The 23718-nt window shown below is 52.2% G+C and carries 19 protein-coding genes and 2 tRNA genes; 7 read left to right on the forward strand and 14 right to left on the reverse strand.

Annotated elements, in window-relative coordinates; all coding sequences use genetic code 11:
• The 3 genes from ACJROR_RS07995 to ACJROR_RS08005 form a co-directional block, all read right to left on the reverse strand.
• On the reverse strand, positions 1–82 hold an 82-nt coding region (locus ACJROR_RS07995; RefSeq protein WP_406546684.1), incomplete at its 3' end, for a zinc-ribbon domain-containing protein.
• Between the two features lie 277 nt (positions 83–359).
• Positions 360–1481 (reverse strand): tRNA (uridine(54)-C5)-methyltransferase TrmA, encoded by a 1122-nt coding sequence (gene trmA, locus ACJROR_RS08000; protein ID WP_406546664.1) that lies wholly within the window; start codon positions 1479–1481, stop codon positions 360–362.
• A gap of 472 nt (positions 1482–1953) precedes the next feature.
• Positions 1954–3303 carry a GGDEF domain-containing protein gene (locus ACJROR_RS08005; RefSeq protein WP_406546665.1) on the reverse strand — a complete coding sequence of 450 codons (1350 nt, stop codon included), beginning with the start codon at positions 3301–3303 and terminating at the stop codon, positions 1954–1956.
• A gap of 624 nt (positions 3304–3927) precedes the next feature.
• On the opposite strand from ACJROR_RS08005, the gene ACJROR_RS08010 reads away from it, so the two are divergent.
• The gene (locus ACJROR_RS08010) at positions 3928–4887 is read left to right on the forward strand and encodes a manganese-dependent inorganic pyrophosphatase (protein WP_406546666.1); all 960 of its coding nucleotides are present in this window, start codon (positions 3928–3930) and stop codon (positions 4885–4887) included.
• Positions 4888–4971: 84 nt separating this feature from the next.
• On the opposite strand, the gene ACJROR_RS08015 is transcribed toward ACJROR_RS08010, so the two are convergent.
• Positions 4972–5898, reverse strand: a complete 927-nt coding sequence (locus tag ACJROR_RS08015) for a LysR family transcriptional regulator (RefSeq protein ID WP_406546667.1) — start codon at positions 5896–5898, stop codon at positions 4972–4974.
• On the opposite strand from ACJROR_RS08015, the gene ACJROR_RS08020 reads away from it, so the two are divergent.
• Positions 5897–6100: a hypothetical protein gene (locus tag ACJROR_RS08020; protein WP_406546668.1), complete on the forward strand. Its 204-nt coding sequence runs from the start codon at positions 5897–5899 to the stop codon at positions 6098–6100. The two genes, ACJROR_RS08015 and ACJROR_RS08020, sit on opposite strands and share 2 nt — an antisense overlap.
• A gap of 212 nt (positions 6101–6312) precedes the next feature.
• On the opposite strand, the gene ACJROR_RS08025 is transcribed toward ACJROR_RS08020, so the two are convergent.
• The 4 genes from ACJROR_RS08025 to ACJROR_RS08040 form a co-directional block, all read right to left on the reverse strand.
• Positions 6313–7713, reverse strand: a complete 1401-nt coding sequence (locus ACJROR_RS08025) for a replication-associated recombination protein A (protein ID WP_406546685.1) — start codon at positions 7711–7713, stop codon at positions 6313–6315.
• Positions 7714–7783: 70 nt separating this feature from the next.
• On the reverse strand, positions 7784–8413 hold the full coding sequence (gene lolA / locus ACJROR_RS08030; protein WP_406546669.1) for an outer membrane lipoprotein chaperone LolA: 630 nt from the start codon (positions 8411–8413) through the stop codon (positions 7784–7786).
• 45 nt (positions 8414–8458) lie between these two features.
• Positions 8459–9814 carry an NAD(P)/FAD-dependent oxidoreductase gene (locus ACJROR_RS08035; protein WP_406546670.1) on the reverse strand — a complete coding sequence of 452 codons (1356 nt, stop codon included), beginning with the start codon at positions 9812–9814 and terminating at the stop codon, positions 8459–8461.
• A gap of 97 nt (positions 9815–9911) precedes the next feature.
• Entirely contained in the window at positions 9912–10994 is a 1083-nt protein-coding gene (locus ACJROR_RS08040; protein ID WP_406546671.1) for a glycosyltransferase family 9 protein, read from the reverse strand.
• A 318-nt stretch (positions 10995–11312) separates the two neighbouring features.
• On the opposite strand from ACJROR_RS08040, the gene ACJROR_RS08045 reads away from it, so the two are divergent.
• The 5 genes from ACJROR_RS08045 to ACJROR_RS08065 all read left to right on the forward strand — a co-directional run bounded on the left by ACJROR_RS08045 (position 11313) and on the right by ACJROR_RS08065 (position 19783).
• Positions 11313–12614, forward strand: a complete 1302-nt coding sequence (locus tag ACJROR_RS08045) for a hypothetical protein (RefSeq protein WP_406546672.1) — start codon at positions 11313–11315, stop codon at positions 12612–12614.
• 357 nt (positions 12615–12971) lie between these two features.
• Positions 12972–14867 carry a sulfatase-like hydrolase/transferase gene (locus tag ACJROR_RS08050; RefSeq protein WP_406546673.1) on the forward strand — a complete coding sequence of 632 codons (1896 nt, stop codon included), beginning with the start codon at positions 12972–12974 and terminating at the stop codon, positions 14865–14867.
• A gap of 212 nt (positions 14868–15079) precedes the next feature.
• Entirely contained in the window at positions 15080–17071 is a 1992-nt protein-coding gene (locus ACJROR_RS08055) for an LTA synthase family protein (protein ID WP_406546674.1), read from the forward strand.
• Positions 17072–17154: 83 nt separating this feature from the next.
• Positions 17155–19176, forward strand: a complete 2022-nt coding sequence (gene dnaK / locus ACJROR_RS08060; RefSeq protein ID WP_406546675.1) for a molecular chaperone DnaK — start codon at positions 17155–17157, stop codon at positions 19174–19176.
• Positions 19177–19273: 97 nt separating this feature from the next.
• Positions 19274–19783 (forward strand): Panacea domain-containing protein, encoded by a 510-nt coding sequence (locus ACJROR_RS08065; RefSeq protein WP_406546676.1) that lies wholly within the window; start codon positions 19274–19276, stop codon positions 19781–19783.
• A 42-nt stretch (positions 19784–19825) separates the two neighbouring features.
• Here ACJROR_RS08065 and ACJROR_RS08070 read toward each other — a convergent pair.
• The 6 genes from ACJROR_RS08070 to ACJROR_RS08095 all read right to left on the reverse strand — a co-directional run bounded on the left by ACJROR_RS08070 (position 19826) and on the right by ACJROR_RS08095 (position 23718).
• Positions 19826–19915: transfer RNA gene (locus ACJROR_RS08070), tRNA-Leu, on the reverse strand.
• A gap of 4 nt (positions 19916–19919) precedes the next feature.
• Positions 19920–19995 (reverse strand) — tRNA-Gly (locus ACJROR_RS08075).
• A gap of 135 nt (positions 19996–20130) precedes the next feature.
• The gene (locus tag ACJROR_RS08080; RefSeq protein ID WP_406546677.1) at positions 20131–20676 is read right to left on the reverse strand and encodes a nitroreductase family protein; all 546 of its coding nucleotides are present in this window, start codon (positions 20674–20676) and stop codon (positions 20131–20133) included.
• A 143-nt stretch (positions 20677–20819) separates the two neighbouring features.
• Positions 20820–21605: a glycosyltransferase family 2 protein gene (locus tag ACJROR_RS08085; protein ID WP_406546678.1), complete on the reverse strand. Its 786-nt coding sequence runs from the start codon at positions 21603–21605 to the stop codon at positions 20820–20822.
• A 62-nt stretch (positions 21606–21667) separates the two neighbouring features.
• Positions 21668–22291, reverse strand: a complete 624-nt coding sequence (locus tag ACJROR_RS08090) for an L-threonylcarbamoyladenylate synthase (protein ID WP_406546679.1) — start codon at positions 22289–22291, stop codon at positions 21668–21670.
• A gap of 530 nt (positions 22292–22821) precedes the next feature.
• Positions 22822–23718 (reverse strand): PHP domain-containing protein, encoded by an 897-nt coding sequence (locus ACJROR_RS08095; RefSeq protein WP_406546680.1) that lies wholly within the window; start codon positions 23716–23718, stop codon positions 22822–22824.

Raw genomic sequence — 23718 nt, forward strand, 5'->3', positions numbered from 1 at the left:
ACAAACTCCTCAAATCACAACCGCATTTGAAACAAAAATTGGCATCATCAGGCAATGGAATACCGCACTTAACGCAAAACATAAGACACCCTTATTTGAATAAAGACTGTGACACCATCTTACGTTATAACTATGAACAGAATTGTGAATCTCTGCCAAAAGTGGCAAACCGCTACCCCGCTCCAAAAGCAAAATACTATCTACAACCCGTCTAAAACAGCAAAACCATAGCCACAACTATGCTGTATCTCTCTGCCTTGATATGTTTTCACATACAGTCAAAATCGCTCTTTACAGTCATGCTCAAAAAAGCATCAAACTCCGCAAACCCTTTGATTTCAAGGGCTTTCCGAGCCGTTCTATTTTGCCCGTGACAGTAAAACTACTGTCTCAACATGAGGGGTATATGGGAACTGATCAAAGAATGCCAGCTTATCTATGACATGAGTTTCCGTAAGAACTCTCAGGTTTTCCATAAGAGTTACGGGATTGCAGGAAACATAGACAATGTTGTCATACCGCTGAATCATTTTCAGGGTAGCATCATCCAACCCTGCCCGGGGCGGATCCACCAGAACCGTATGACAGTCGTAACTGTCGAGATCAACGCCGCTTTCCTCAAGTCTTCTGAAGCTTCTGACTTTATTCATGGCCTCGGTAAACTCTTCAGCGCTCATGCGAAGGATTTTAAGGTTTGCAACATTGTTTCTGGCAATGTTGAGTTGCGCGGACTTAACCGAGGTTTTTGATATTTCCGTGGACAGCACCTTATTAAAGTTTTCCGCCAGGGCTATGGAGAAATTGCCGTTGCCGCAGTAAAGTTCCAGGAGATCGCCCGGAAGCCCCCTGGTGATATTCTGGGCATAGCTCAGCATCTTTTCCGCCACATGTCCGTTAGGCTGGGTAAAGCTGTTATCTATCTGCTGGTAGTGAAATTCCTTCCCGTTTACCCGCAGAGTCTCCCAGACAAAATCCTCATCCATGACAATCTTCTGCTTTGCCGCCCTGCCGATAAGATTGACATGCTTTCCGGTTTCCCGCAGTTTTTCAAGAAGCTTTCTGGCTTCAGCCTCCCACTCCTCTGTCAGCTTCTTGTGATAGGTAAGGGTAATCAGGGACTGTCCGCTCAGCGAGGTCAGAAAATCAATATCAAAAAGGCGTTTCTGAAGCAGAGGATTTCCGGATATCAGATCCGCAAGAACAGGCATGAAAAAGTTAATCAGCTCCGAGCCCGGATCGAATCTGTCGATAAAAACGCGTTTTTTCTCACCGTTTTCCACATCCGTCATGCAGAATCTCAGCCGTTCCCCTTCATGAAAAACCGTAAACTCAGCCCGCATTCTGTAATGCACAGGATCAGAGGTAAAAATCTCTGGTTCCGGGATCCGAAAAATACCCCGCATTTCCTGAGTCAGAGTCACCGCCTTCGCTCTTATCTGTTCCTCATACTGACTTGCATCTATGGTTCCGAAAATAGTCATCAAAAACTCCAAAAAAGGGATCAGTTTACAATTTCATTCCTGTAATGCCATGATAGCAGACAATCTGGTACATGCGTGCGCCAAATTAAATACCAGTCGCTGCAAAAAACCAATCATCAATCAATCTCATCGCCGGCGTCCCTCATCGCCGGCGTCCCTCATTGCCGGTGTCACTTTCATCCAAAAGCCTATGAATATGCGCATCCGTCGGAAGCCCGGGCAATTTGGAACTCGCAAGTTCCAAATTGGCACTCCCCTGCTCCCCTTTTGCCGTTCCCTTATCGCTTCCTTCTTTCTTCTCTTTCTTCTCTTTCTTCTCTTCAACCCTCTCAAACCTGCCGCGTCTCCAAAGCTCCGGATGAAAAGCCTGCCCAAAATAAAAAGGGCCCGATCTCCGGAACCCTTTATCGCGCTGTCCCGCCCGGGAAACAGCCCTCTTATGCCCGCTCAGAACAGCATGGACAGAGACGCGCTAAACCTTCCTGCTGAAAAAGCTCCAGCCGTTTCTGCCGCTTTTCTTCACATGGTAAAGCGCCTTGTCCGCGCATTCGTAGATGGTCGCCCCGTCTTCAATGTTGTCAGAGAAGGCAATACCGATACTCAGCGTGATTTCAGGCACCGTGTCATCACCCTGTCTTAAGCTGTTGGTAATTCTGGTGCAGATGTCGTTCAGCATGGCTTCCTGGGTGCTGTCGGAATTTACCATGATGACCGCAAATTCATCACCGCCGATGCGGCAGGGAAAATCCGACTTCCGGAATACCGACTTTATGGTATCGGCAACCTTCTTAAGCACCAGATCTCCTGTCTTATGACCGTGGGTGTCGTTGATGCCCTTGAAAAAGTCAACATCAAACACAATCAGTGCAAAACGGGCATTGCCGGGATTGTAAACATCCATCAGCCGGTCAAATACGTTTCTGTTGTAGATATTGGTCAGAGCGTCATGCTCGGCCTTGTGCCGGAGCAGATTGAGATTGGCCTGGTTATCCTCGAACACCGAATTGTAGGACTCCGCCAGCTTGCGAAGCTCCAGAGCGCCCCGCACGTCAAAGGACTTCCCGTCGGAAATGCTTCTGTTATAGCTCTTCAGCGGTCTCACGATAAGGTAAACAATAAAGACCGTCATGAAGACCTGCAGGAAAATCATGAACACGCCCACCACATTGAGCATCAGGAAGGACTTTTCAAAACGGGTGGTGTTGGCGACATTCTCGTGATGCGCATAATCCTCCATATTGATGAGACTTAAGGAAACGCAGTCCCGGATGCCCTGCTTCTGGGCATGGTAGCTTTCGCTCACCACTAGCTTCCGGGCCAGCTTCACCTTCTCCTCGGGGGACAGCTCCTGATCCTGCATGGACAGGGTAACTTCCTTGATCTCGGGAGCCGCCTCATCCATGCGGCCGGTGCCCTCAAAATACAGTCTCATGGCCCGAAGCTCGGTCTGCATGAGCTCGTTGGACAGATTCAGCGCCTTGGCAATCAGGGGCACGGCCTCGATATTTTCATAATGCTCCTTAAGGCCTTCTACCGCCAGTTCTCTTCTCTTGTTGGTGTTTACTTCATTGAAATAAAGCTTTTCATAGCGGATATCGCCCGTCACCACAAAGAGACGCACCTGCTCCGTAAGATAATCGGAGGCCCCCTCCAGATTTCTGAAGGCTCCCTCTCCCGCCATGTAATGCTTGATGGTTACCTTCAGCTTCTGAAACTCAGCAGAGCACTGCACAATTGAAATAACCAGCACAATCGTTGAAATAACGGTGGCTATGATGCTTATCAGACTAAGCGTTGATATTCTCAATCCCTGACTTTTCACAGTATGTTCCTTAAGGCAGCTTGGCACCATTTTATTATAGCAAGTTGAATTTTCAGAAAAGCGAATTTTTGCCGAAAGAGCATAACAATTGTGACAATCGTTAAGCCCGTCTGTTCCCCGGTCATTCTCCCCCTTGCAGGCTGTTCTCTGACCTTTCTTGCATTCTCTGCTGTTCCCGGCTGTTCTCTGTTATTCTCCGCCCGTTGCCTTGCATTCTCCGCCTTCGTATTTCCCGGCCGTTTCCGCTGCGGTTCCGCCCGTCTGCGTTTTCCGGAGCCTCAGAAAGACTTCAGGAGAAGAACGCCGGAAGCTTAACGCGGTTACAGGAGCTTAAGAGAGTTTCAGAAAAAGCGGCTCCGAAAGCAGCCGGCGCCGAAACGGCTGGCGCAAAAAGAGCGGCGCCGGACTCCGGGAAGAACGAGACCGCAGGGCCGGAAATGCCCGTTCCGGTTCCGGAAAGGTTCCGGGATCTCCGCACCGCTGCCCTGCTTTGCCCTATTTATGAATGAGATCTGCTTTAGTATAATAAGCAACCATAAAGGGAAACTGTCCCGGGACAGCTTCCGGAATTACCCGGTCATTAGGACGCCGGGGACTCAGATGATACCAACAAGGAATACTTCAATGTTATACAGCATTTTGAATGAAGGTCTTGATTACGGCGACAGGGAAACCTTCGTCGTCGGACACAAGAATCCTGACACCGACAGCGTGTGCTCCGCCATTGCCTTTGCCGCCCTGCAGCAGAAGCTGGGCGTTAACGCCAAAGCCATGGTAAGCGGCAAAATCAACAACGAATCCGCATTTGTATTAAAGCGTTTCGGCGTTGCGGTTCCCGAAGTGCTGGCCGATGCCGCCGGCAAGAACATCCTGCTCATGGATCATTCCAGCTACGGCCAGGCCGTAAACGGCATGTCCGAGGCCAAAATTCTTTCCATTATCGACCACCATGCTCTGGGCGACGTGGTAACCTCCGCTCCTCTTAAAATCAGAACCCTGCCGGTAGGCTGCACCTGCACCATCGTTTATCTGGAGTACCAGGAAAACCAGCAGGAAATTGACCAGAAGACCGCCGGACTCATGCTTTCCGCCATTCTCTCCGACACCGTCAATCTGACCTCATCCACCACTACCTCAGCGGATCGCGAGGTGGTTGCCGCTCTGGCTCCTTTGGCCGGGGTTTCCGATCTCAGCGCATATTTTGAGGAAATGGCCGATGCCGCCGCTTCCTATGACGGCATGAGCGACGAGGAAATCTACAACACCGACTACAAGGAATTCACCATGGGTTCCAGGCACGTGGGCATTTCCCAGATGAACATGAAGGAAAAGACCCGGGAGGAGATCACCGCCCGGATGACCAGTGTCCTTCCCGAGGTATTCCCCAAGAAGGGCATGGACATGCTCTATGCGCTGGCCACCGATCTTGAAAACAAGAGAACCGAAATTCTGGCTTACGGCGAAGGCGCTCTGGACGCCGCCATCAAGGCCTTCGGATCCGCTGACGGCAAGAGAGTGTTCCTGGAAAAGGTTGCCTCCCGGAAGAAGGATGTGGTGCCCAAGCTTATGGAAGTGATCCGCTAAAACCGGAACAGAAGCCCCGGGCCCGCATCTTCGCGGCCGCCCCGGTGGAGATACCAGATACCCGCAGAGTCCTGCGGGTATTTTTTATCTCCCCCGGACGCACCCCGCATCCGGCTCCCGGAGACACTGCTTAAGATTGGCGATGAAGGTTTCCGTAAGTCCGGAGATCTTGATCCCCTTTCTCAGGATATAGCCGATGGTCATTCTGGCATCGGATTCCAGAGGAATGGCCGCCACGTCCGGATTAAGCTCCCGGCTGATAACCCCGGAGCTTACCGTGTAGCCGTTAAGCCCCCGGAGCAGATTAAAAAGCGTGGCCCGATCGCTGACCCGGATCACCTTATTCCCCGACTGATCCCGGATAAGCTCCTCGTCAAAGTAGTCGGAGCTGTAGCTCCCCTGCTCAAAGGAAATCAGCGGCATCCCGGAGAGATCGCCGAAGGTTACCTTTTTTCTGGAGGTAAGCGGACTTCCGGAGCTCACAAAGATATGGGGAGAAACCTCCATAAGGCCGGTAAACTCCAGATCATTTTCCCGAAAGCAGCGCTCCAGCACCTTCCGGTTATGATCCGAGAGATAGAGAATGCCGATATCCGCCGTCAGGCTGTGCACATCGGTGATAATGCTCATGGTGCGGGTTTCCCGGAGACAGAAGTCATAGGACTCCACGCCGAAGGCGTTCACCAGTCTGATAAAGGCGGAAACCACAAAGGAATAGTGCTGCGCGCTTACGGTGTAGCGGATCATCCGGGGTTTTCCCGGGGCAAAGCGTTCCCGGAGCTCATCCGCCTGCTCAATGACCTTGCGGGCATACCCCAGGAATTCCATGCCATCGGGAGTGATCTCAATGCCGCGGCTGGATCTCTCGAAGATCTGGATCCCGAGCTCCTCCTCCAGCTCCCGGAGCGCCGTGGACAGGGTGGGCTGGGTTACAAAAACTGCCCGGGCCGCTTCATTGAAGCTGTGATGGGCCGCCACCGCCAGGGCGTATCTGAGCTGCTGCAAAGTCATGAAAGAAATCCCGCGCCGAAAACCGGTTCACCCCGGAAAACCCGCTGAAAAAGCCGGAGAAAAGCATCATCCTGCTGAAAATTCCCGGCAAGACCGCCGGAAAACACTGAAATCAGCTGAAAAAGCCCCTTTCTCTGCTCAAAAAACAAACAAAAGATGGTTATCAGAAAATAAAAAACGTTTTATGACAACAAAACGTTAACAAAAACGTTTTCATTTCCTATAATAGGCAATGTGCAGTAAATGATAACGTTTGCAGTCGCGTTTTCAAGTGGTTTCTCCTTTTCCACAGAACTTTGCACGGCCCGCAAGGCTGAGACTGCGCAGTTTTTCTTCATTTCCCCATCATTTTTTGATTTATTTTTCGCCGGGATCCCTATCCCGGTTTTTTTATGCCCGCTTTTTGTCCCAGAATCAGGATTTCTCCCCGGAAATCGGGCCGTGGCAGGGGCCAGAACCGGGCTGATGCTCCTGAGAAGCCTTCGCCTGCTCCCGGGCCCTCAGAGCCGCCTCCCGCTCCCCCCGGAAATCCTCGGGGTAACGCTGGTTGTCGCTCCAGAGATCCCGTTCATGCAGGTACTGCATTTTGGCGGCCACGGACTTTTCATAACCGCGATCCTCCGGGGTATACCAGACCCGGTCATGGATCTCCGGCGGCAGAAAATTTTCTCCCGCGGCATAGGCTCCCGGTTCATCGTGGGCATAGCGGTAGCCCTTGTGGTAGCCCAGATCCTCCATGAGCTTCGTGGGAGCGTTTCTGAGGTAAGGGGGCACATCATAGTCCGGGAGATTCTTAACCTCCGCCAGCACGGTATTCCAGGCCCGGTAGAGGGCGTTGCTTTTCGGGGCCACAGCGCAGTACACCGCAGCCTCGGCAATGGCCCGTTCCCCCTCGGCGGCCCCCACTCTCTCAAAGGTATCCCAGGCTGACAGCACCACCCCCAGGGCCCGGGGATCCGCCATGCCGATATCCTCGGAGGCGATGGCCAGAAGACGCCGGGCGGCGTAAAGGGGATCCCCGCCTGCCGCCACCATGCGGGCGTACCAGTAAAGAGCCGCCTGGGGACTGGAGCCCCGCACCGATTTATGAAAGGCGCTGATAAGGTCGAAGAAGCGATCCCCCCGCTTGTCATAGCGGGCCACTCGTTCGCTGCCCAGGGAGGCGATGGACTTCAAAGTGATTATCCGGGAGCCCTGATCCCCGGGCTCGGCAAAATCGGACACCATCTCCAGAAGATTTAAAGCCCTCCGGGCATCTCCGCCGGAAAGCTGCGCGAGAGCCCGGAGAGCCCCGTCCTCAAACCGGAGATTCAGCTTCTTGAGGCCGGCGGGACTCTCGCAGGCCCGCATAAGCACGGTTTCAATGTCGGGAACAGTCAGGGATTTAAGCACATAAACCCGGGTACGGGAAAGAATGGCGCTGTTAAGCTCGAAGGAAGGGTTTTCGGTAGTGGCTCCGATAAAGATAATGGTGCCGTTCTCAATATACGGGAGAAAGGCGTCCTGCTGGGATTTATTGAAGCGGTGCACCTCATCCACGAAAAGCACGGTCCGAAAGCCGTTCTCCAGGTTTCTCACCGCATCGGAAATCGCTTCACGGATCTCCTTTACGCCGGAGGTCACCGCGCTTAGCCTTCGCACCTCGGCCCGCACCATGGCGGCGATGATCTCCGCCAGGGTGGTTTTCCCCGTGCCAGGCGGCCCCCAGAGGATCAGGGAACCCGCATAGCCCTTTTCCAGAGCGGTTCTCAGAGGTTTTCCGGGGCCGATAATATGATCCTGTCCGATAAACTCGTCCAGAGTCCGGGGCCGCATGCGGGAAGCCAGGGGAGCCGTTTCCTGCCGGAGTCTTTCCGCCTCTCTTCTGGAATAATCCTGAAAAAGATCACTTTCCCCTCTGGTCATCCACCGCTACTCCCTCGGGAACCGTGAATTTGAAATCCTTCTGCTCCGGAACGCCGTCCTTTGCTGCCCTGAAATCATAGGAGCTCATTTTGCCGTCGGTTTCGTAAACATTGAGCTTGCTGATCTGGTCGCCGCTGAAAAGCACCTCCATGCCGGTTACGAGGCCTTCGGGTTTTTTAAGAGTGACCTTGAAGGCATCTTTGCCCCGGCTCTCAATGCGGTAGCGATCCCAGATCTTTTTATCCTGAGACACCAGAAGCATCAGGGGAGAATTAGCCACCTCCCGGTCAAAGGAGTAGATCACCACCTGCTCCAGCATGGGATCATAACTGTAGACCTCCTTGCCGTCCGCTACCAGCAGGCTCTCATCAGGCTCGGTGATCTCCATCCGGAAAAAATCCGGCCGGAGGAGGCTCATCTCCCCCTTGGACTCCTGCAGAATCTTGCCGTCTCCGGATCGCACCGTCTGAGCGAATTCCGCGCTGAAGCCCTGAGTTTTAAACACCTTCTCCGCGAGATCGCTCCCGGCATCCCCGCATGCGGCGGCTGCGGTCAGAAAAGCCGCCAGAGCCAGACCTGCCCTTGCCAGAATAGCTGTTTTCTTATTCATCCGGTACTCCCTTAAAACCTGCCGGGCTGCCCCGGCCGCCTGTGATCAGCCCTGATTTCTCTCCTCCGGGGCGATATCACCCCAGTGAGTCTCCTGCATGCGCTTTTCCAGCTCATTCATTTCCTGACTGGGCCGGGCCTTCAGAATCATGCGGTTGGATCGGTCATAGGTGAAATAGCTCCAGACCCAGTCTAGGAATACAAAAAGCTTGTTTCTGACCCCGAGAATGGACATGAGATGCACCCCCATCCAGAGGAGCCAGGCAAAGAACCCGCCGAAGATAAACGTTCCGATGTTGGCCACGGCCTTGTTCTTGCCGATGGTGGCCATACAGCCCAGATCCTTGTATCTGAAGGATTCCGGTGTTCCGCCGCTGGCAAACACCCTGAGGTTCCGGGACAGGAGAGCCCCCTGCTGAATAGCCGGCTGCGCCATCTGGGGATGGCCCTTGGGATAGGCGGGATCGGCCTCCATGAGAGCAATGTCGCCAATGGCAAAAATGTTGTTCTGCCCCTTCACCCGGTTGAATTCGTCCACCAGGATCCGCCGGCCCCGGCCGAAGCACTCCTCCGGAAGCCCGATGACGGGATTGGCAATAACCCCGCCCACCCAGATAAAGTTCCGGGAGGGGATCCGGGAGCCATCGCTCATCACCACCTCATGATCCGCATAGTCGGTAACGAAGGTGTTAAGCCGCACCTCCACGTGCATTTTCTGCAGAAATTCCAGGGACTTCGCCGAGGATTCCTCCTTCATGCCGGGAAGAAGCCGGTTATCCCCCTGAATGAGGTGGATATGCATTCTGGACACGTCCATGTCGGGATAATCCTTGGGGAGCACATAGCGTCTCATTTCCGCGATGGCGCCGGCGATCTCCACGCCGGAGGGGCCGCCCCCAACAATGACGATATTAAGAAGCTCGTCCCGTTCCTTTTCGCTGGAGCAGGTTACCGAGCGCTCGTAGCTGCTTAAAAGAGAGTTCCGGAGTCCCATGGCCTCGGTGACGGTTTTCATGGGAATGGCGGCTTCCTCGATATTTTTATTGCCGAAGAAGTTGGTGGTGGTGCCGCTGGCCAGCACCAGATAATCGTAATCGATCTTGCCGATGGAGGTCTGAATCATGTTTTCAGCGGGATAAACCGCCCGGAGCTCCGCCATCCGGAAGTAATAGTCCTCCCGGTCCTCGAAGATCTTTCTGAAGGGGAAGGAAATGGAGCTGGGATTGAGACCTGCCGTGGCGATCTGATAAATCAGGGGCGGAAACTGGTGGTAGTTGTTACGGTCAATAAGGATCACCTGGAAATCGGATTTCCGAAGTCCCCGGGCCAGCCTGAGGCCGCCGAAGCCGCCCCCGATAATCACCACTCGCTTCTTGCCGTTGCGATCTATATTAAAGCTCATTGTCCGACCTCCGTTATGATTAACCCTTATTCAGCTCCAGTTACTGCCGTTTATTCCAACTTTTCTGTCCCTGATCCCGGCAATATCTGCCGGCACACTAGTTAAAATTATTTGCGATAAAGCTGTCCACATCACGCTGGAGTCTCATATTATCCACCGTAGTCAGAGAAACGCAGTCGTAGAGAATATTGGTGGCTCTGTCGTTTATGGCATACCATCGGTTATAGCATGCGATATTGTCAGGGTACATGGTAAATTCAGGAATCCCGTAGCTGGCTGCAATATGAGCAGTACCAGTATCAACTCCCATAATGGCCCGGTAGGAGGCGGCTTGCACAAAGACGTCCCGCATGCCCAGAAGGAGCGGTGCCAGGGAAACCCGGGGTGTCTCCCTGTAAAACCTTCCAATAAAATCCTGCACATGCGACCTTTCTCCAGGGACCACAAATATCTCCACTGCAACACCTGGAATCTTCAAAATACTATCAACCATAAGCTTTATGGACTCATCTGACAGTCGGTGCTTGGAATTAGATCCGTAAGGGACAATGCACACAGTATTCCGGATACGGGAAAGAGTCACCTCTCTCTCAAAGAAGCGGACATAGGAATGATCGATATCGCTAATGCCGCCCTCGCTCAATATGCAGTTAAGAATTTGGGTGATGTGAAGTCCCCTGCCTCTAACGGATGAAATGTGCCGGGACAGACGCAGGGAATCCATTTTCAGGTTGGGATCCAGAGTAGCCACCCAGATGGGATCCAGATAATGGATAAAGGAAAGCTCACGGCTTCTGAGATTCTCCACCAAGTGCACGTAAAAATCGCAGGCGCCAATTCTCTTGCAGATATTGAGCACCTCTCGGCCGTGGGGTCTTTTGGAGCACATGACCAGCTTGAAATTACCCGGAATTTGGTTATACACTGCCCGCATGGATTCATTGGCCAGAATCACTATCTCCATGTCGGGACAGTGTTTGCTGAGTTCTCTCAGGAAGGGGGCAAAACAGACCGAATCGCCGATCTTGCCGTCGATGCGGTTTATTACCGCCCTTTTGACGCTGCTGAGCTCAAAGGGCTTTTCAGAGGGCTGATGATCGTAGCGCAGCCGTCCCCAGGCCCCCCGTACCAGATCTCTGGCATGAAACAGCCCATGTTTTAAATTGATAAAGGTATCCACCTGTTTTCTCCAGCATGGTTCCAAAACTGAACCCGGCATACCGGGTAAACTTCTGTCCTAATATATACCAAAATGCTGAGATGATCCAAAAAACCATAAGGTGCATTCTGCAATGAGGACTGCGATAACATAAAGCTCCGGACTTTTCAAAAACGTTCTCGATCCGGCATAATCCGAAAAAACTCGGTCTGCTGCAAATTATCAGAAAACTCCTCGTGGTAATAACTCATTACTAAGGTGTTTTCAGATTATAATTTGCGCACTGAACTTCATTAAACCAGCCCTGCTTCAATTAAGTTACAGACAATGAAACAAGCTATGTACGCCCCTTTAGAAATCATTATGCTGACAGACCTTGAAACCTATGTCTCCCGATGGCTTCTGGTTGCGCATCTTTTCAGAGCGCAGGAAATGTATGCTCCCGATGCTAGTGAACTGAGGAAGGTTTATCCTGACGCGCCTGTCAAGGATATCAGGGATTTCCTCCCCGGAACAGCTTCATTGCCATTATTGATAACAGCACGGCATGTTCACGCTTATGCCAGAAAATATCATATCCCTTACCGCTGGGTTCTGACTCCTCAGGACATCAAAAGGCTGATCATTAACGCTCTCTCCCGGCATCAGAACCAAAATGCCATTCTGACCAGAGATCTATTCGATGACAACTATCTAAAACCATCCCTGAAAACAATGCTAAAACAGCATCCTGAATGCGGCCCTGTATTCACAGCAGACACCTCCATGGCACGACTTCGGTTATATCCTTCTTTTAGCTATCTTTTTACTCTGATAATCCCGCTTCTGATACTTCTGACACAGATCTTGTCAAACCGGATTCATCCCCGCAGCAATCCCTCCGGAGACAGAACACTGGTGCTCTGGAACATGACAGATCCCTTCTTTATCAGGGATATTATTAGAAGCACATCCTATAAAAAAATTGTCCTCCGCATTATCGATGGAAAAAACAGGGTTATGTTCCCCCGGCTTCTGGCTCTGATGATGAAAAGAATCCCTGAACTGGAAATCGAAAGCTATGAACAGGGTTTACCGGCTCCGATTAAATATTTTCCGCAAACATTCTCCTCCTCCATGTTTCGTAAAATGATCGCAGATTACCGTATTACCCAGGAATCGGAAGAGGGAAAGGTCTTTTTTTGCGGCTCCTGCGACAAAAAACGACTGATTCGCATCTCTGGCATCAAAAAACAGCTTGAATCCTCCGGCATCTCGGTTTCATTATATATCTGCTTGGAAGAAGGAGCCCAGCCGGAAGAGCTGGAGGCTTTCGTATACGAGAAACGCCTCTCCTACCCCGAATATCTTAAAATGGCGGCATCTGCATCTGCAATTCTGGAAATCATGCGTTCGAACAGTACCGGAATGACACTGAGACCATTTGAGGCCCTGTTTTTCAGAAAGAAGCTCATTACTGACAACCCCTTAATCCGAGAGGCTGATATCTATCATTCTGATAACATCTTCCTTCTGGGAGAAGATCAGGATCTTCCGGGATTCCTTAGGAAAAACTTTAATGACAGTGTTCTTGAGCGTCCCGGAGTGCAACGACTGCTGACAGAGAATTATTTAGCGGCGAAATTTCTGGATAGCCACTAAATGCTTTTTTAACATTAACACAGACGGAGTTTAATTCAGAATTATTGCGTGCACAATATCGCAAATTCTATTTCATTTGACGCAAATAGTAAAAACATTATGATCTAAATTTGTATTATTTGATGAATATTATGCATTTATAATATCTTATTATTCTTGTACATAAATAAATTAAAAATAATACAATCAAATTACTATGTAAAACATGCATTTTGCAAAGGTAAAAACTGTGTTAAATCAAACAAACAATTCCAAGATAGCCATTTTCTGCAACAGAGCCAAAAACTATCTGGTAAAATACTACTGACTGTTCCGGACTAACACCGGCACCGTTGCTCCTGTTTCGGATCCTTGCCTATGCCAGAAAGCAACAAAAGCTCCGCCTCCTTCCCCAGACCCGCATTAAGCATCATTTCGGGGCTGGCGGCTTTGTCCGCTCTTCTCATAAGTCTGCGCTATCCGGAAAGCGATCCCGATCTCCGGGGCCTTGGCGGCTTCGTTGTGGCCGCTTTGGGACACTATCTCATATTTTTCCTTCTGACGCTGTCTCTGGCCCGGGGAGCAGCCCGGCTCTGCCGGCTGCCCCCCAAACTGGAAGCAGTCCTCGTGACGCTCTTCCTGGGCCTGACCTTTGTTTTTCTTCTGGCCGACACCTTCGTTTATCAGCAGTATCACTTCCACATTAACCTGGCCATGCTCGATCTCTTTTTTAACAGCAACGGGGAAGTGATCTCCTTCGGGGCCGGGGATACCGCCGCCATTGTCGTCATGGCCATTCTCTGTCTTACCGTGGCATCTCTGATAACCATCGCCGGAATTTACGCCGGAGCCGGCATTCTCAGGATCTCCCGGAAGGGGATCTGGATCGTAATCGCCCTCTTCGCGGGGTTTAACGGCATCAATGTTTATGAAACTGCCGCCGGCAAAAACAGCTTCACCGCATATAACGGTGCCATTCCGGGGTTTCATCCCCTGACCATGAACCGCCTTTTGCACAAAACCGGCCTCTTCTCCTTAAAAGAAAACAGCTACCGCGCCAGCATTGCCGGGAGCAGCCTCCGCTATCCCCTGAATCCCCTGGTCTGCCCTGAAGCCGCCGCCGGAGAAGACGGAACCCGGGAACGCCGGCCGGACATCATCATCATCATGATTGACACGCTGCGGGCAGATACGGTGACTCCGAAAGCCACCCCCTTTATCTGGAATTTCGCCCGGGAGAATATCAGCTTTCAGAATCACTATTCCGGGGGCAATAATACCCGCATCGGAGTATTCACCTTTTTCTACGGCATTCCGGGCAGCTACTGGAACGAGGCTCTGCAGGGCCAGACTCCCCCGGCGCTGCTTTCCGCTTTCCGGGAGGCCGGATACCGGACGCAGGCCTACACCTCGGCCAATCTGTACAATCCGGAATTCTACCGGACAGTGTTTGCCGGGATCCCGGATCTCCGCACGGAATCCGCCGGCAAAACCCCCTATGAACGGGATGCCAGCGCCGTTAAGGACTTCATGACCGATATCACGAGGGAGCTGGAGTTACAACAGCAGAAAAACGGCAGAAATCAGCCCTCCTTCTCGTTTATTTTTCTGGATCAGCTCCATTCCATCACTCTGGAAAACAAGGATCTCCGGAAGCAGCCCTTTCCCACGGTCTGGACGGAACCGAACTACACCTCCCTCTCCCGGAACACCGATCCGGAAAATTTTTTCAATCTCTACCGGAATGTGGCTCATGAGACCGATGCCCGGGTGGGAGAGATCCTTTCCTTTCTGAAGGAAAAGGGCCTTTACGACAGCTCCATCATCATCATCTCCTCGGATCACGGAAACGAATTCAACGATACCGGACTCAACTTCTGGGGGCATAACAGCAACTTTACCGGCTATCAGCTCAAGGTGCCTCTGACGATAAAGTGGCCGGGAAAGGAGCCCCGGGAAATCACCGCTCTCACCACGCATTACGATATTTCCGCCACCCTGCTTCAGGAGCAGCTTAACTGCCGGAATCCCGTAACGGACTACTCCGTAGGGAAATCGCTTTTTGCAGAAGGCAATCCCGACTGGTTCATCGCCGGAAGCTATTCGGAAAACGCCATCGTTTCCCGGGATCAGATCGCCCTTATTAACAGCATCGGCAAGCTTTCCTTCAAAACCCCGGAATGGCGCAGCCTGCCGGAGGATCATGCGCGGAACAAGGATCGCATTATCCAGGCTATTAATCTCATGACCAAGTACTACAACAATAAGAAATGAGGACAGAGCGATAGAAAGGAAAACAGAGAGTCAGAAGGAAAACAGAGAGTCAGAAGGAAGCAGAGCGATTACTCCGGGAGTACCCGTCATCTGCTTATTTTTGCCGGCAAACTCAGTTTCGGCACAGAGAGTTTGTCATTTACCGACATTTCTGACAGAATTGTGCAATATGCCTGATGTTCAGGCATGACGCGCAAGGCTAAGGCCCTCCTATGAATCAATCCTCCGCATCTGACAGAAATTCCGGCGCAGCCCCGGCATCCCGGGGCCTGATAAAATGCCTGACAGGAGCTCTGGCCCCCTATCTTCATATTCTGTATTACGTCCTCACCTTCATTCTGATATACGCCCTGACGCGTCTTCTCGGCGTTGTCATCTACCGCGACGTCATCGATTTTAATGAAGTGCCCCGGCTTTTTCTGAACGGTCTCCGCACCGATATTTCCGGGCTGGGTTACCTTATGGCGCTGCCGGTGCTCCTGACCTTTCTCCGCAGCGCGCTGCCCCTCCGGGCCGGGAAGCCGTTTTTTTATCTGGAAAAGGGCTGGCTTTTTCTGACAGGTCTCCTGGTATTCTTTCTGGAGCTCTGCACCTTCCCCTTCATGGAGGAATACTCGGTAAGACCCAACCGGCTGTTTGTGGAGTATCTGGTTTACCCGGAGGAGCTTATTAAACTGATGCTCCGGGGTCATCTTACGGCAGTGGTCGCCGTAACCGCGCTGATGACGGCCTTCACGGTGTTCCTGTACCGGGCTCTGGGGCGCATCCGGCAAACGAGAAGTCCCTCCGTCCTGGCCGCCGTCCTCGTGTTTATCCTCCTGGGAGGTCTGAACTTTATCGCCGCCCGTTCCTCCTTTGAACACCGGCCCTTCAATCTGGCCAAGGCCAGCTTTTCCACCAGTCAGATTGTCAACAACCTGGCAGCGAATTCCGGTTACTCTCTCATAACATCGGTGAAGGCGGCCTTGTCTGAAAATCAGAACACCTATCAGACCATGGAACCCCGGGACATCCTCGCTCTTATCAAGGAAGACACCCGTTTTAATTATGCTCCGGCCACGGAGGAGCATCCGACCCTGAACGTCCTCGCCCCGGTAAACCGGGAGAGAAAGCTCAACATTGTGATCATTCTTGAGGAAAGCCTCGGAGCGCAGTTCTCCAAAACTCTCGGCGGCAGCGACTTCACTCCCGAGCTTGACCGGATCTACGCCGAAGGCTGGGGCTTCACCAGGCTTTACGCCACCGGTGTGCGCTCCGTAAGAGGCATTGAGGCCGTAACCTCCGGCTTTACCCCCACCATCAATACCGCCGTGGTAAAGCGGGAAAAATCCCAGAAAAACTTTTTCAACCTCGGCGGTCTGCTCCGGAAGCAGGGCTACAGCACCGCCTTCATTTACGGCGGCGAATCGCATTTTGACAATATGAGATCCTTCTTCCTGGGGAACGGCTACGACACCATCATTGATATCAACAGCTACGACAATCCGGAATTCGTCGCCTCCTGGGGAGTCTCCGACGAGGATCTCTTCAATAAGGCCATTTCCCATTTTGATGAAGAGCATCAGGCCGGCCGGCTGTTTTATTCCCTGGTATTCACCTCCTCCAATCACGATCCCTATGAGATTCCGGACAAGTTTGCCAAGGGGGCTCCCCGAAGCCGGGAAAATGCCGTGCGCTATGCGGACTATGCTCTGGGACGCTTCTATGACACTGTTAAGACCAAGCCTTATTTCAAGGATACGATCTTTCTTGTGATTGCGGATCACGATGCCCGGGCCGGCGGCAGCGATCTCGTGCCGGTGAAGAATTTCCATATTCCCGGAGCTTTGTTCGGAGCCGGAATTGAAAAGCGATCTGAAGATCATGTGGTAAGCCAGATCGATATCCCGAAAACATTGCTCTCCCTGGCCGGCATTGCCGCGGAGGTGCCGCTCCCCGGCTATGATCTCGCCCGCCTGCCGGAGGATTTTCAGGGGCGGGCTCTCCTCCAGTTCTATCAGAACTTTGCTTTGCTCCGGGATGACGGCAGCCTCATGATGATTCTTCCGGATGCCAAGTCTGCCTCCCGGCGCTATGACTTTAAGGATCACCATATTTCCGAAGCTCCTGATAATCCGGCGCTGGAAAAGCTGGCCCTGGCCTATGCTCTCCTGGGCGAACTGGCCTACCAGAAGGGCTACTTCCTGAACTGCCCCGGCACCTGAACCGGCAGCAAGGGGTATTTTGAGCACTCTGACCTCGATTTTGCGACAGAGCGATTTTTAATCATTTATCAAGAGGATTCACCATGGGTAAGATTATCGGTATCGATCTTGGCACCACCAATTCCTGCGTGGCAGTACTTAATGACGATAAGATCCTTGTTCTCGAAAACGCTGAAGGAAAGCGCACCACTCCTTCCGTTGTTGCCTACAGCCAAAAAGGCCTTCTGGTGGGAGATGCGGCCAAACGTCAGATGGTAAGCAATCCTGCTAATACCTTTTTCGCAGTCAAGCGTCTCATGGGCCGCCGTTTTGATGATGATGAAATCAGAAAGGACGTCTGCATCATGCCCTACCGGATTACGCAGGCTGCTAACGGAGATGCCTGGGTGGCTCTCAGCGACGGCAGAAAGCTGCCGCCGCCCCGGATTTCCGCAGATGTGCTGATGAAGATGAAAAAAACAGCAGAGGATTATCTTGGCGAGAAGGTAACCGCAGCCGTCATTACCGTTCCGGCCTACTTCAATGACCGTCAGCGTCAGGCTACCATTGATGCAGGCAAAATTGCCGGTCTTGAGGTTAAGCGCATTATCAACGAGCCTACTGCCGCAGCCCTGGCCTACGGCCTTGATAAGGTCAAGGGCGAAAAGAAGATTGCCGTATACGACTTCGGCGGCGGCACCTTCGACATCTCCATTATCGATATCTCCGAGAACGAAAACGGGGAAAAAACCTTCGAGGTGCTTGCCACCAATGGCAATACCCGCCTGGGCGGAGAAGACATTAACAGCAGAATAGTTGATTATCTTAAGACTGATTTTATGCAAAAAACCGGCATTGACCTCGGCAAGGACATGCTGGCTCTTTCCCGTCTCAAGGAAACTGCCGAAAAGACTAAGATTGATCTTTCCTCCGCCATGCAGACAGACATCAACCTGCCCTTTATCGCCGCTGACAGCAATGGTCCCAAAAACCTGAATATAACCTTTACCCGCGCCATACTTGAGAAGCTCGCGCAGGATCTGGTTGACTCCTCGCTGGAGGCAACTAAGTCAGCTCTTAAAGATGCCGGGCTCAGCAAGGGTGATATTGATGATGTGCTTCTGATAGGCGGACAAACCAGAATGCCTCTCATTCAGCAGGCGGTACGCAAATTCTTCGGCAAGGAGCCCCGCAGAGATGTTAATCCGGATGAAGCCGTTGCCACAGGCGCTGCCATTCAGGGCGCCGTGCTGTCCCGGATCAAAAATGACGTGCTTCTCCTGGACGTAACTCCTTTTTCTCTGGGTATTGAGACCTCAGGAGGCGTCATGACCCCGCTTATTGAGAAGAACACTACTGTTCCTGCCAAAAAAAGCCAGATCTTTTCCACAGCCGAGGACAATCAGCCAGGTGTAACCATCAGAGTGCTTCAGGGTGAACGCAAGCGCGCTTCAGATAACATGCTTCTGGGAAATTTCGACCTTACCGGCATCGCTCCGGCCCCCCAAGGCACGCCCCGGATTGAGGTGACCTTCGATATCAATGCCGATGGCTGCATCCATGTAAGTGCCAAAGACCTGAATACCGGCAAGGAACAGCAGATCACCATTCAGTCCCCGTCAGGGCTTTCCGCAGATGATGTCGCAAGACTGACAAAGGAGACAGAGGATTTAAGTAAAGCGCAGGAACATCAAACAAAGCTGCGGGAGGAGTATGAAGCTGCGCTTAAAAGAATGAAAAACATCAAAGCTGATGACCCGGAAATCATTAAGGAGAATGCAGTTCTGGACATAGTCAGGGATTCTCTGCCCGCGCTGGATGCCATGGCGCAGCAGGAAGAATATCATCAGAAACTGAGCGCTGCTACTCCGGAACTCGTACAGGTAAAAAAGGGATCCGAGGACATTAAAAAACTGTGGTTCCAAACTATGAACGGCTATGGAGTTCAGGAGATCAAGCCTGAGCCGGGGGTAATGTTTGATGCCAGAATTCATGAAGCGCTGCTTTGCACCCCAAATCCGGCTGTGCCGAAAAATTGCATCGTGAGAACTCTGCGCGCGGGCTATATGCTGAAAGGCAGACTGATCCGGCCGGCTCAGGTGGAGGTGTCAGCCGGAAAGGGCTGATTTGCATTTCTTCCGGAGGCTGATAAAAAAAACGCAAGGCTTCCGGAGTTTCTTTTTAAGGCCGCGCCGGCGCAATCAGCGTACGGGCGGCAATGGCATGATTCAAGTATCATATCGTAAAACAGAAGCAGCTATGAGTCAGGAATACAGCACATCTGATATCGCAAAATATGTCATTCAATACTCATTTGACGATGCCGAACCGGTTACAAACTTTGCCCTGCAAATGATTCTGTATTTTATGCAGTACAGCTCGCTGGTTTTGCTCAAGGAGCCGTTAAATTCAAGGATGGAGTTTGAGGCATGGGAACACGGGCCCAGAGTAAAGGAAGTATATTCGCATTACCGGATTAACGGCGGCTGTCTTATTATGCCGGATACGGATGATTCGCCGACAGACGGTTTGTATCAGGAAATGAAGACGCATTTTCACAGATTAAACACTTATATCAGCAAATGGCTGAAATTTAATCCGTGGAAACTGGTTGATATTTCTCTGGAGAAAGGAGGAGCGAGGGATATAGCATTCCGCAGAGGCGCAAATACTGTAATTACCAGTGAAATGATGTTAAGCCATGATCTGAAAAAACAGCTGGAGCTTTTCTAACGGCAAGACATGACAGGATTTAAAAGACGAAAAAAAGATGGGTGGTGCCCGAGACCGGGGTCGAACCGGTACGGAAGTTTAAGTTCCGAGGGATTTTAAATCCCTTGTGTCTACCAATTTCACCACTCGGGCTTCTTGGAGCGGGAAACGAGGTTCGAACTCGCGACCCCAACCATGGCAAGGTTGTGCTCTACCAACTGAGCTACTCCCGCAAAGAACACGTGCAATTATATATAAAAATTCCCGTTACGCAAGATCTTTGTTAAAAATACCGGAAATCATGGCATTTTCCGGTATTCCCGGGGGTTTTCTGCCAAAAACCCCGCAAAAACCCGCCTTTCCGAAAATCAGCGCACCCAGCGGATATAGCCGTCCTTTCGGGGAGCGGCCTTAGGATCCTGATCGGCATAGCCCAGAGCCAAAAAGCCGATGCCCTCATAGTCCCCGGTAAGCCCCTGCTGCTTCAGGAACTCCTGCCACTCCGGCCTTTCAAAGGTTTCTCTGGCCCGATGGATCCAGCAGGCACCGAGACCGATGCTCTTGGCGGCCAGAAGCATGGTTCCGATAACCAGAGAACCGTCGTACACTGCGGTGCTGCGGGCCTTGTCAGCCACCACGGCCAGAATCACCGGAGCGCCGTAGAACGGATCAAAATTCGGCCTCCCGAAAATCTCCGCATTCACCTGAGACAGCCGATCCCGGATCTCGCGATTGGTAATGGCGATAATAACCGGGGACTGCATGCCTCTCCCGGTAGGAGCGTAGGTTCCGGCCTCCGCCACGGCGGCGATGGCACTCTCGGGCACCATGTCGCTCTTATAGCGTCTGATGCTTCTTCTGGCGTAAATGCATTCCAAAACCGGATTGGTCTCCTTGCTTGCTGCGCTTTCCATGTTTGATACCCCTTAAAAAATTAACTAAAAATAACACCCTGAGATGCGGACGGACATAACGGCAGAAACACTCAAAAACGGACTCTCAGCGGAGATACCGCTTATCATTCTGTTTGTCGCCGCCCTTATGTCACCGCTATTTGTTACCACACCTCAGAAAAGTCTTCATTCTTCAGAATTTCCGGATCTCTCTGAAACTCCAGAAGCTTGGCATATTTCAGATAGGAATTAACCGCCGCGCTGATGCTTACCGTCATCCCGTCCACGCCGTCCAGAAAGCCGCCCTTCACCACATAATGCTTAAAAAACGCCGTAAGCCCGTGGCTGAAAGGCGATAAAGCCCCGGCTCTTTTTCCTCTCTGATATAAATTCTTGGCAATGGCATTGGAGTAGCTGTCCGCCTTCCGGAAAAGCTCTCCTATGCCCCGGTAGGAATAATGGATAATGCTGCCGTTAAGCCTCCTGAAATCCCGGGCTTCCACATAGGAGTGCATGCGGACATCCTTCCACCGTACCTTAGTATGATCATAAAGCCGCACGCACACATCAGGGTACCAGCCGGAATGACGGATCCAGCGGCTCCCGATGTAGTTCTTTCGGGGGAAGCCGTAGGCCGGCACCGGAGACTCGCTGAGATTCAGGGCTTTGATTTCCGCCGCCATTTCCGGAGAAAGCCTTTCATCGGCATCAAGACTGAGCACCCACGGGGTTTCCGCAAGATCCGGCCCCACATTCTTCTGGGGCCCGTCTCCCAGATACTTCTGAATAACCACCTTGGCCCCGGCCTTTTCGGCGAGCTCCCGGGTGCGATCGCCGGAACAGGAATCCACCACGATGATGCTGGAGCATACCTGCTTCAGGCTTTCAATGCAGGCTTCAATATGCCTTTCCTCGTTAAGAGTGATAATAACTCCGGTAATCGGTTCCATAATGCCATCCCGTTCTTAGCGCCGCCGGAAGCCCCGCATCAGAAGAGGCCCCGACAATCATTTCAGACAAAGGGCGAAGGGTCGCCCTCCCCCTGTCTCAGAATCTGAATATCTCCGCTGTCCACCATGGACACCACGGTGGTGGGCTTTTCCGCCGTAAACCCGCCGTCCACAATCAGATCCACCAGATTTCCCAGCTTGCCTTCGATTTCATCAGGATCGTTTTCCGCCACGTCCCGGCCGGGAAGAATCAGACTGACGCTCATCACCGGCTCCGGAAGCTCGGCCAGAAGAGCCCGCATGATGGGATTTCCGGGAAGTCTGATGCCAATGGTCTTTTTCTTTTCGTTCATAAGCTTCCGGGGCACTTCCTTGGTCGCCTTGAGAATAAAGGTGTAGGGCCCGGGAGTATTATTCTTTATGAGCCGGAAGGAGGTATTGTCCACATGGGCATAAAGAGAAATGGTGCTGAGATCCGCGCAGAGCAGCGTGAAGTTATGATTCTTGTCCACCTCCCGGATCCGGAGAATGCGTTCCCGGGCCTTTTTGTCCTCCTGCTGACACACCAGGGCATAACCGGAATCGGTGGGCAAAACCGTCACCGCTCCCTCCAGAATCAGATCCCTGGCCCGGAGCACATTTCTGTTCTGGGGATTCACCGGGTGTATATAAAGTCTTTCTGCCATTTTTTTTTCCGCTCTCATCTACCGCTTTTAAGAACAACTCTGAGAAGGCCGGGCGGGCGGTCATGCCGGTCACTCCGAAGGCCGGGAAAAACTTCCTCTCTGGCCTCGGTTTCAAGCCGCCGTCATAAGACAATCGCCCTCTGGAAAACCTGAGCAAAGCGGCTCCCCGTATTTTAAAAAATATCGCCGCAAAAAAAGAGTACCAAACCCTGAAAATCCGCCTGATGCCTGATTTTTACCGCTTAAACCCCCGAAAACTGCTGTCCGGCCTTATAAAGGCTCTTAAAAAAACTTCCGGTCTCCTCCAAAACCTTCCGGTCTCCTCCGGCCGCCCTGTTTGTCAGGAGCCGGATCCGCTTTTCGACGGAGAGCCTTTCTCTCTTTTCGATCTCCCCCTGGCCTCTCCCCGTTATCATTCCGCGTTATTCCTGCCTGAGCTCCTGAGATGCAAGAAAGCCGCGTCAGAGGAAACTCCTCCCGGCGCGGCTTTCATCCTGCAAATTAAAAGGCGGCTCAGCCCTCAGGCGCGGCTAACACTCCAGCCTGAATTTCGGCGACTTCCACACCGGCTTTCCGGCTTCGGGAATGCTGAGATCCGTACCCAGATCCAGACTGGGCTTCTCATGATGGAAATCGGAACCGCAGGAGCACAGAAGCTCGTGCTTGTTGGCAATCTCTGTCAGAATAAACTTTTCCGACGACGATCCCTGCACGGCTCCGGTCACCTCTATAGCCTCGCCGCCGCAGCTCCTGAAATCCTTCACCAGCCGGAGAATCCATTTGTTTTTGAGACCGTAACGGCAGGGATGAGCCAGCACGGGAATGCCTCCGGCCGCCAGAATGGTCTTCACGATGGTGTCCATATCCGGCCAGTTCGGTTCCACATAAGCCGGCTTTCCTTCCCCCAAGTAGCGGGAAAAGCAGGACTCCTCGGTAGCTCCGGCGCCGACGCTCACCAGATATCTGCTGTAGTTTCCTCTGGTAATGGAGGCTCCCGGAGCCGCCATGGCCTTGGTCTTTTCATAAGCGTCCTTGAAGCCGTGCTTTTCCAGCCTGAGGCCGATTTCCCGGGCCCGGATGTCGCGCTTTTCCGCCTGAGACTTCTCCAGATCCCTGAGCTCCGGACTGGCCGGATCAATGCTGAGTCCCACAATATGGATCTGATTCCGGTGCCAGAGACATGAAAGCTCAATGCCGGCCACCACATGCATGCCGATGCTCTTTCCGGTCGCTACCGCCTCGGCCACGCCGGCGCTGGTATCGTGATCCGTCAGAGCCAGCACCTCCACGCCCTTCTTTTTGGCCAGAGCCACCAGCTCGGCAGGCGTATAGTGCCCGTCAGACGCCTTGGAATGAGAATGGAGATCATAACGCATGGGCCAGAGATGCACATCATCAAGTCCGGAATTATTTTCGCCGCTTTCCAT

It is taken from the genome of Succinimonas sp., assembly GCF_045225735.1.
GTDB lineage: Bacteria > Pseudomonadota > Gammaproteobacteria > Enterobacterales > Succinivibrionaceae > Succinimonas.

Excerpts from the sequence above, each read along its gene's own strand:
- ACJROR_RS08010 (WP_406546666.1), top strand. The coding sequence starts at position 3,928 with ATGTTATACAGCATTTTGAATGAAGGTCTTGATTACGGCGACAGGGAA.
- dnaK (WP_406546675.1), top strand. The coding sequence starts at position 17,155 with ATGGGTAAGATTATCGGTATCGATCTTGGCACCACCAATTCCTGCGTG.
- ACJROR_RS08015 (WP_406546667.1), bottom strand. The coding sequence starts at position 5,898 with ATGACTTTGCAGCAGCTCAGATACGCCCTGGCGGTGGCGGCCCATCAC.
- lolA (WP_406546669.1), bottom strand. The coding sequence starts at position 8,413 with ATGAATAAGAAAACAGCTATTCTGGCAAGGGCAGGTCTGGCTCTGGCG.
- ACJROR_RS08090 (WP_406546679.1), bottom strand. The coding sequence starts at position 22,291 with ATGGCAGAAAGACTTTATATACACCCGGTGAATCCCCAGAACAGAAAT.
- ACJROR_RS08050 (WP_406546673.1), top strand. The coding sequence starts at position 12,972 with ATGCCAGAAAGCAACAAAAGCTCCGCCTCCTTCCCCAGACCCGCATTA.
- ACJROR_RS08065 (WP_406546676.1), top strand. The coding sequence starts at position 19,274 with ATGATTCAAGTATCATATCGTAAAACAGAAGCAGCTATGAGTCAGGAA.
- ACJROR_RS08045 (WP_406546672.1), top strand. The coding sequence starts at position 11,313 with ATGTACGCCCCTTTAGAAATCATTATGCTGACAGACCTTGAAACCTAT.
- ACJROR_RS08055 (WP_406546674.1), top strand. The coding sequence starts at position 15,080 with ATGAATCAATCCTCCGCATCTGACAGAAATTCCGGCGCAGCCCCGGCA.
- ACJROR_RS08095 (WP_406546680.1), bottom strand. The coding sequence starts at position 23,718 with ATGGAAAGCGGCGAAAATAATTCCGGACTTGATGATGTGCATCTCTGG.
- trmA (WP_406546664.1), bottom strand. The coding sequence starts at position 1,481 with ATGACTATTTTCGGAACCATAGATGCAAGTCAGTATGAGGAACAGATA.
- ACJROR_RS08085 (WP_406546678.1), bottom strand. The coding sequence starts at position 21,605 with ATGGAACCGATTACCGGAGTTATTATCACTCTTAACGAGGAAAGGCAT.
- ACJROR_RS08020 (WP_406546668.1), top strand. The coding sequence starts at position 5,897 with ATGAAAGAAATCCCGCGCCGAAAACCGGTTCACCCCGGAAAACCCGCT.
- ACJROR_RS08035 (WP_406546670.1), bottom strand. The coding sequence starts at position 9,814 with ATGAGCTTTAATATAGATCGCAACGGCAAGAAGCGAGTGGTGATTATC.
- ACJROR_RS08025 (WP_406546685.1), bottom strand. The coding sequence starts at position 7,713 with ATGCGGCCCCGGACTCTGGACGAGTTTATCGGACAGGATCATATTATC.
- ACJROR_RS08080 (WP_406546677.1), bottom strand. The coding sequence starts at position 20,676 with ATGGAAAGCGCAGCAAGCAAGGAGACCAATCCGGTTTTGGAATGCATT.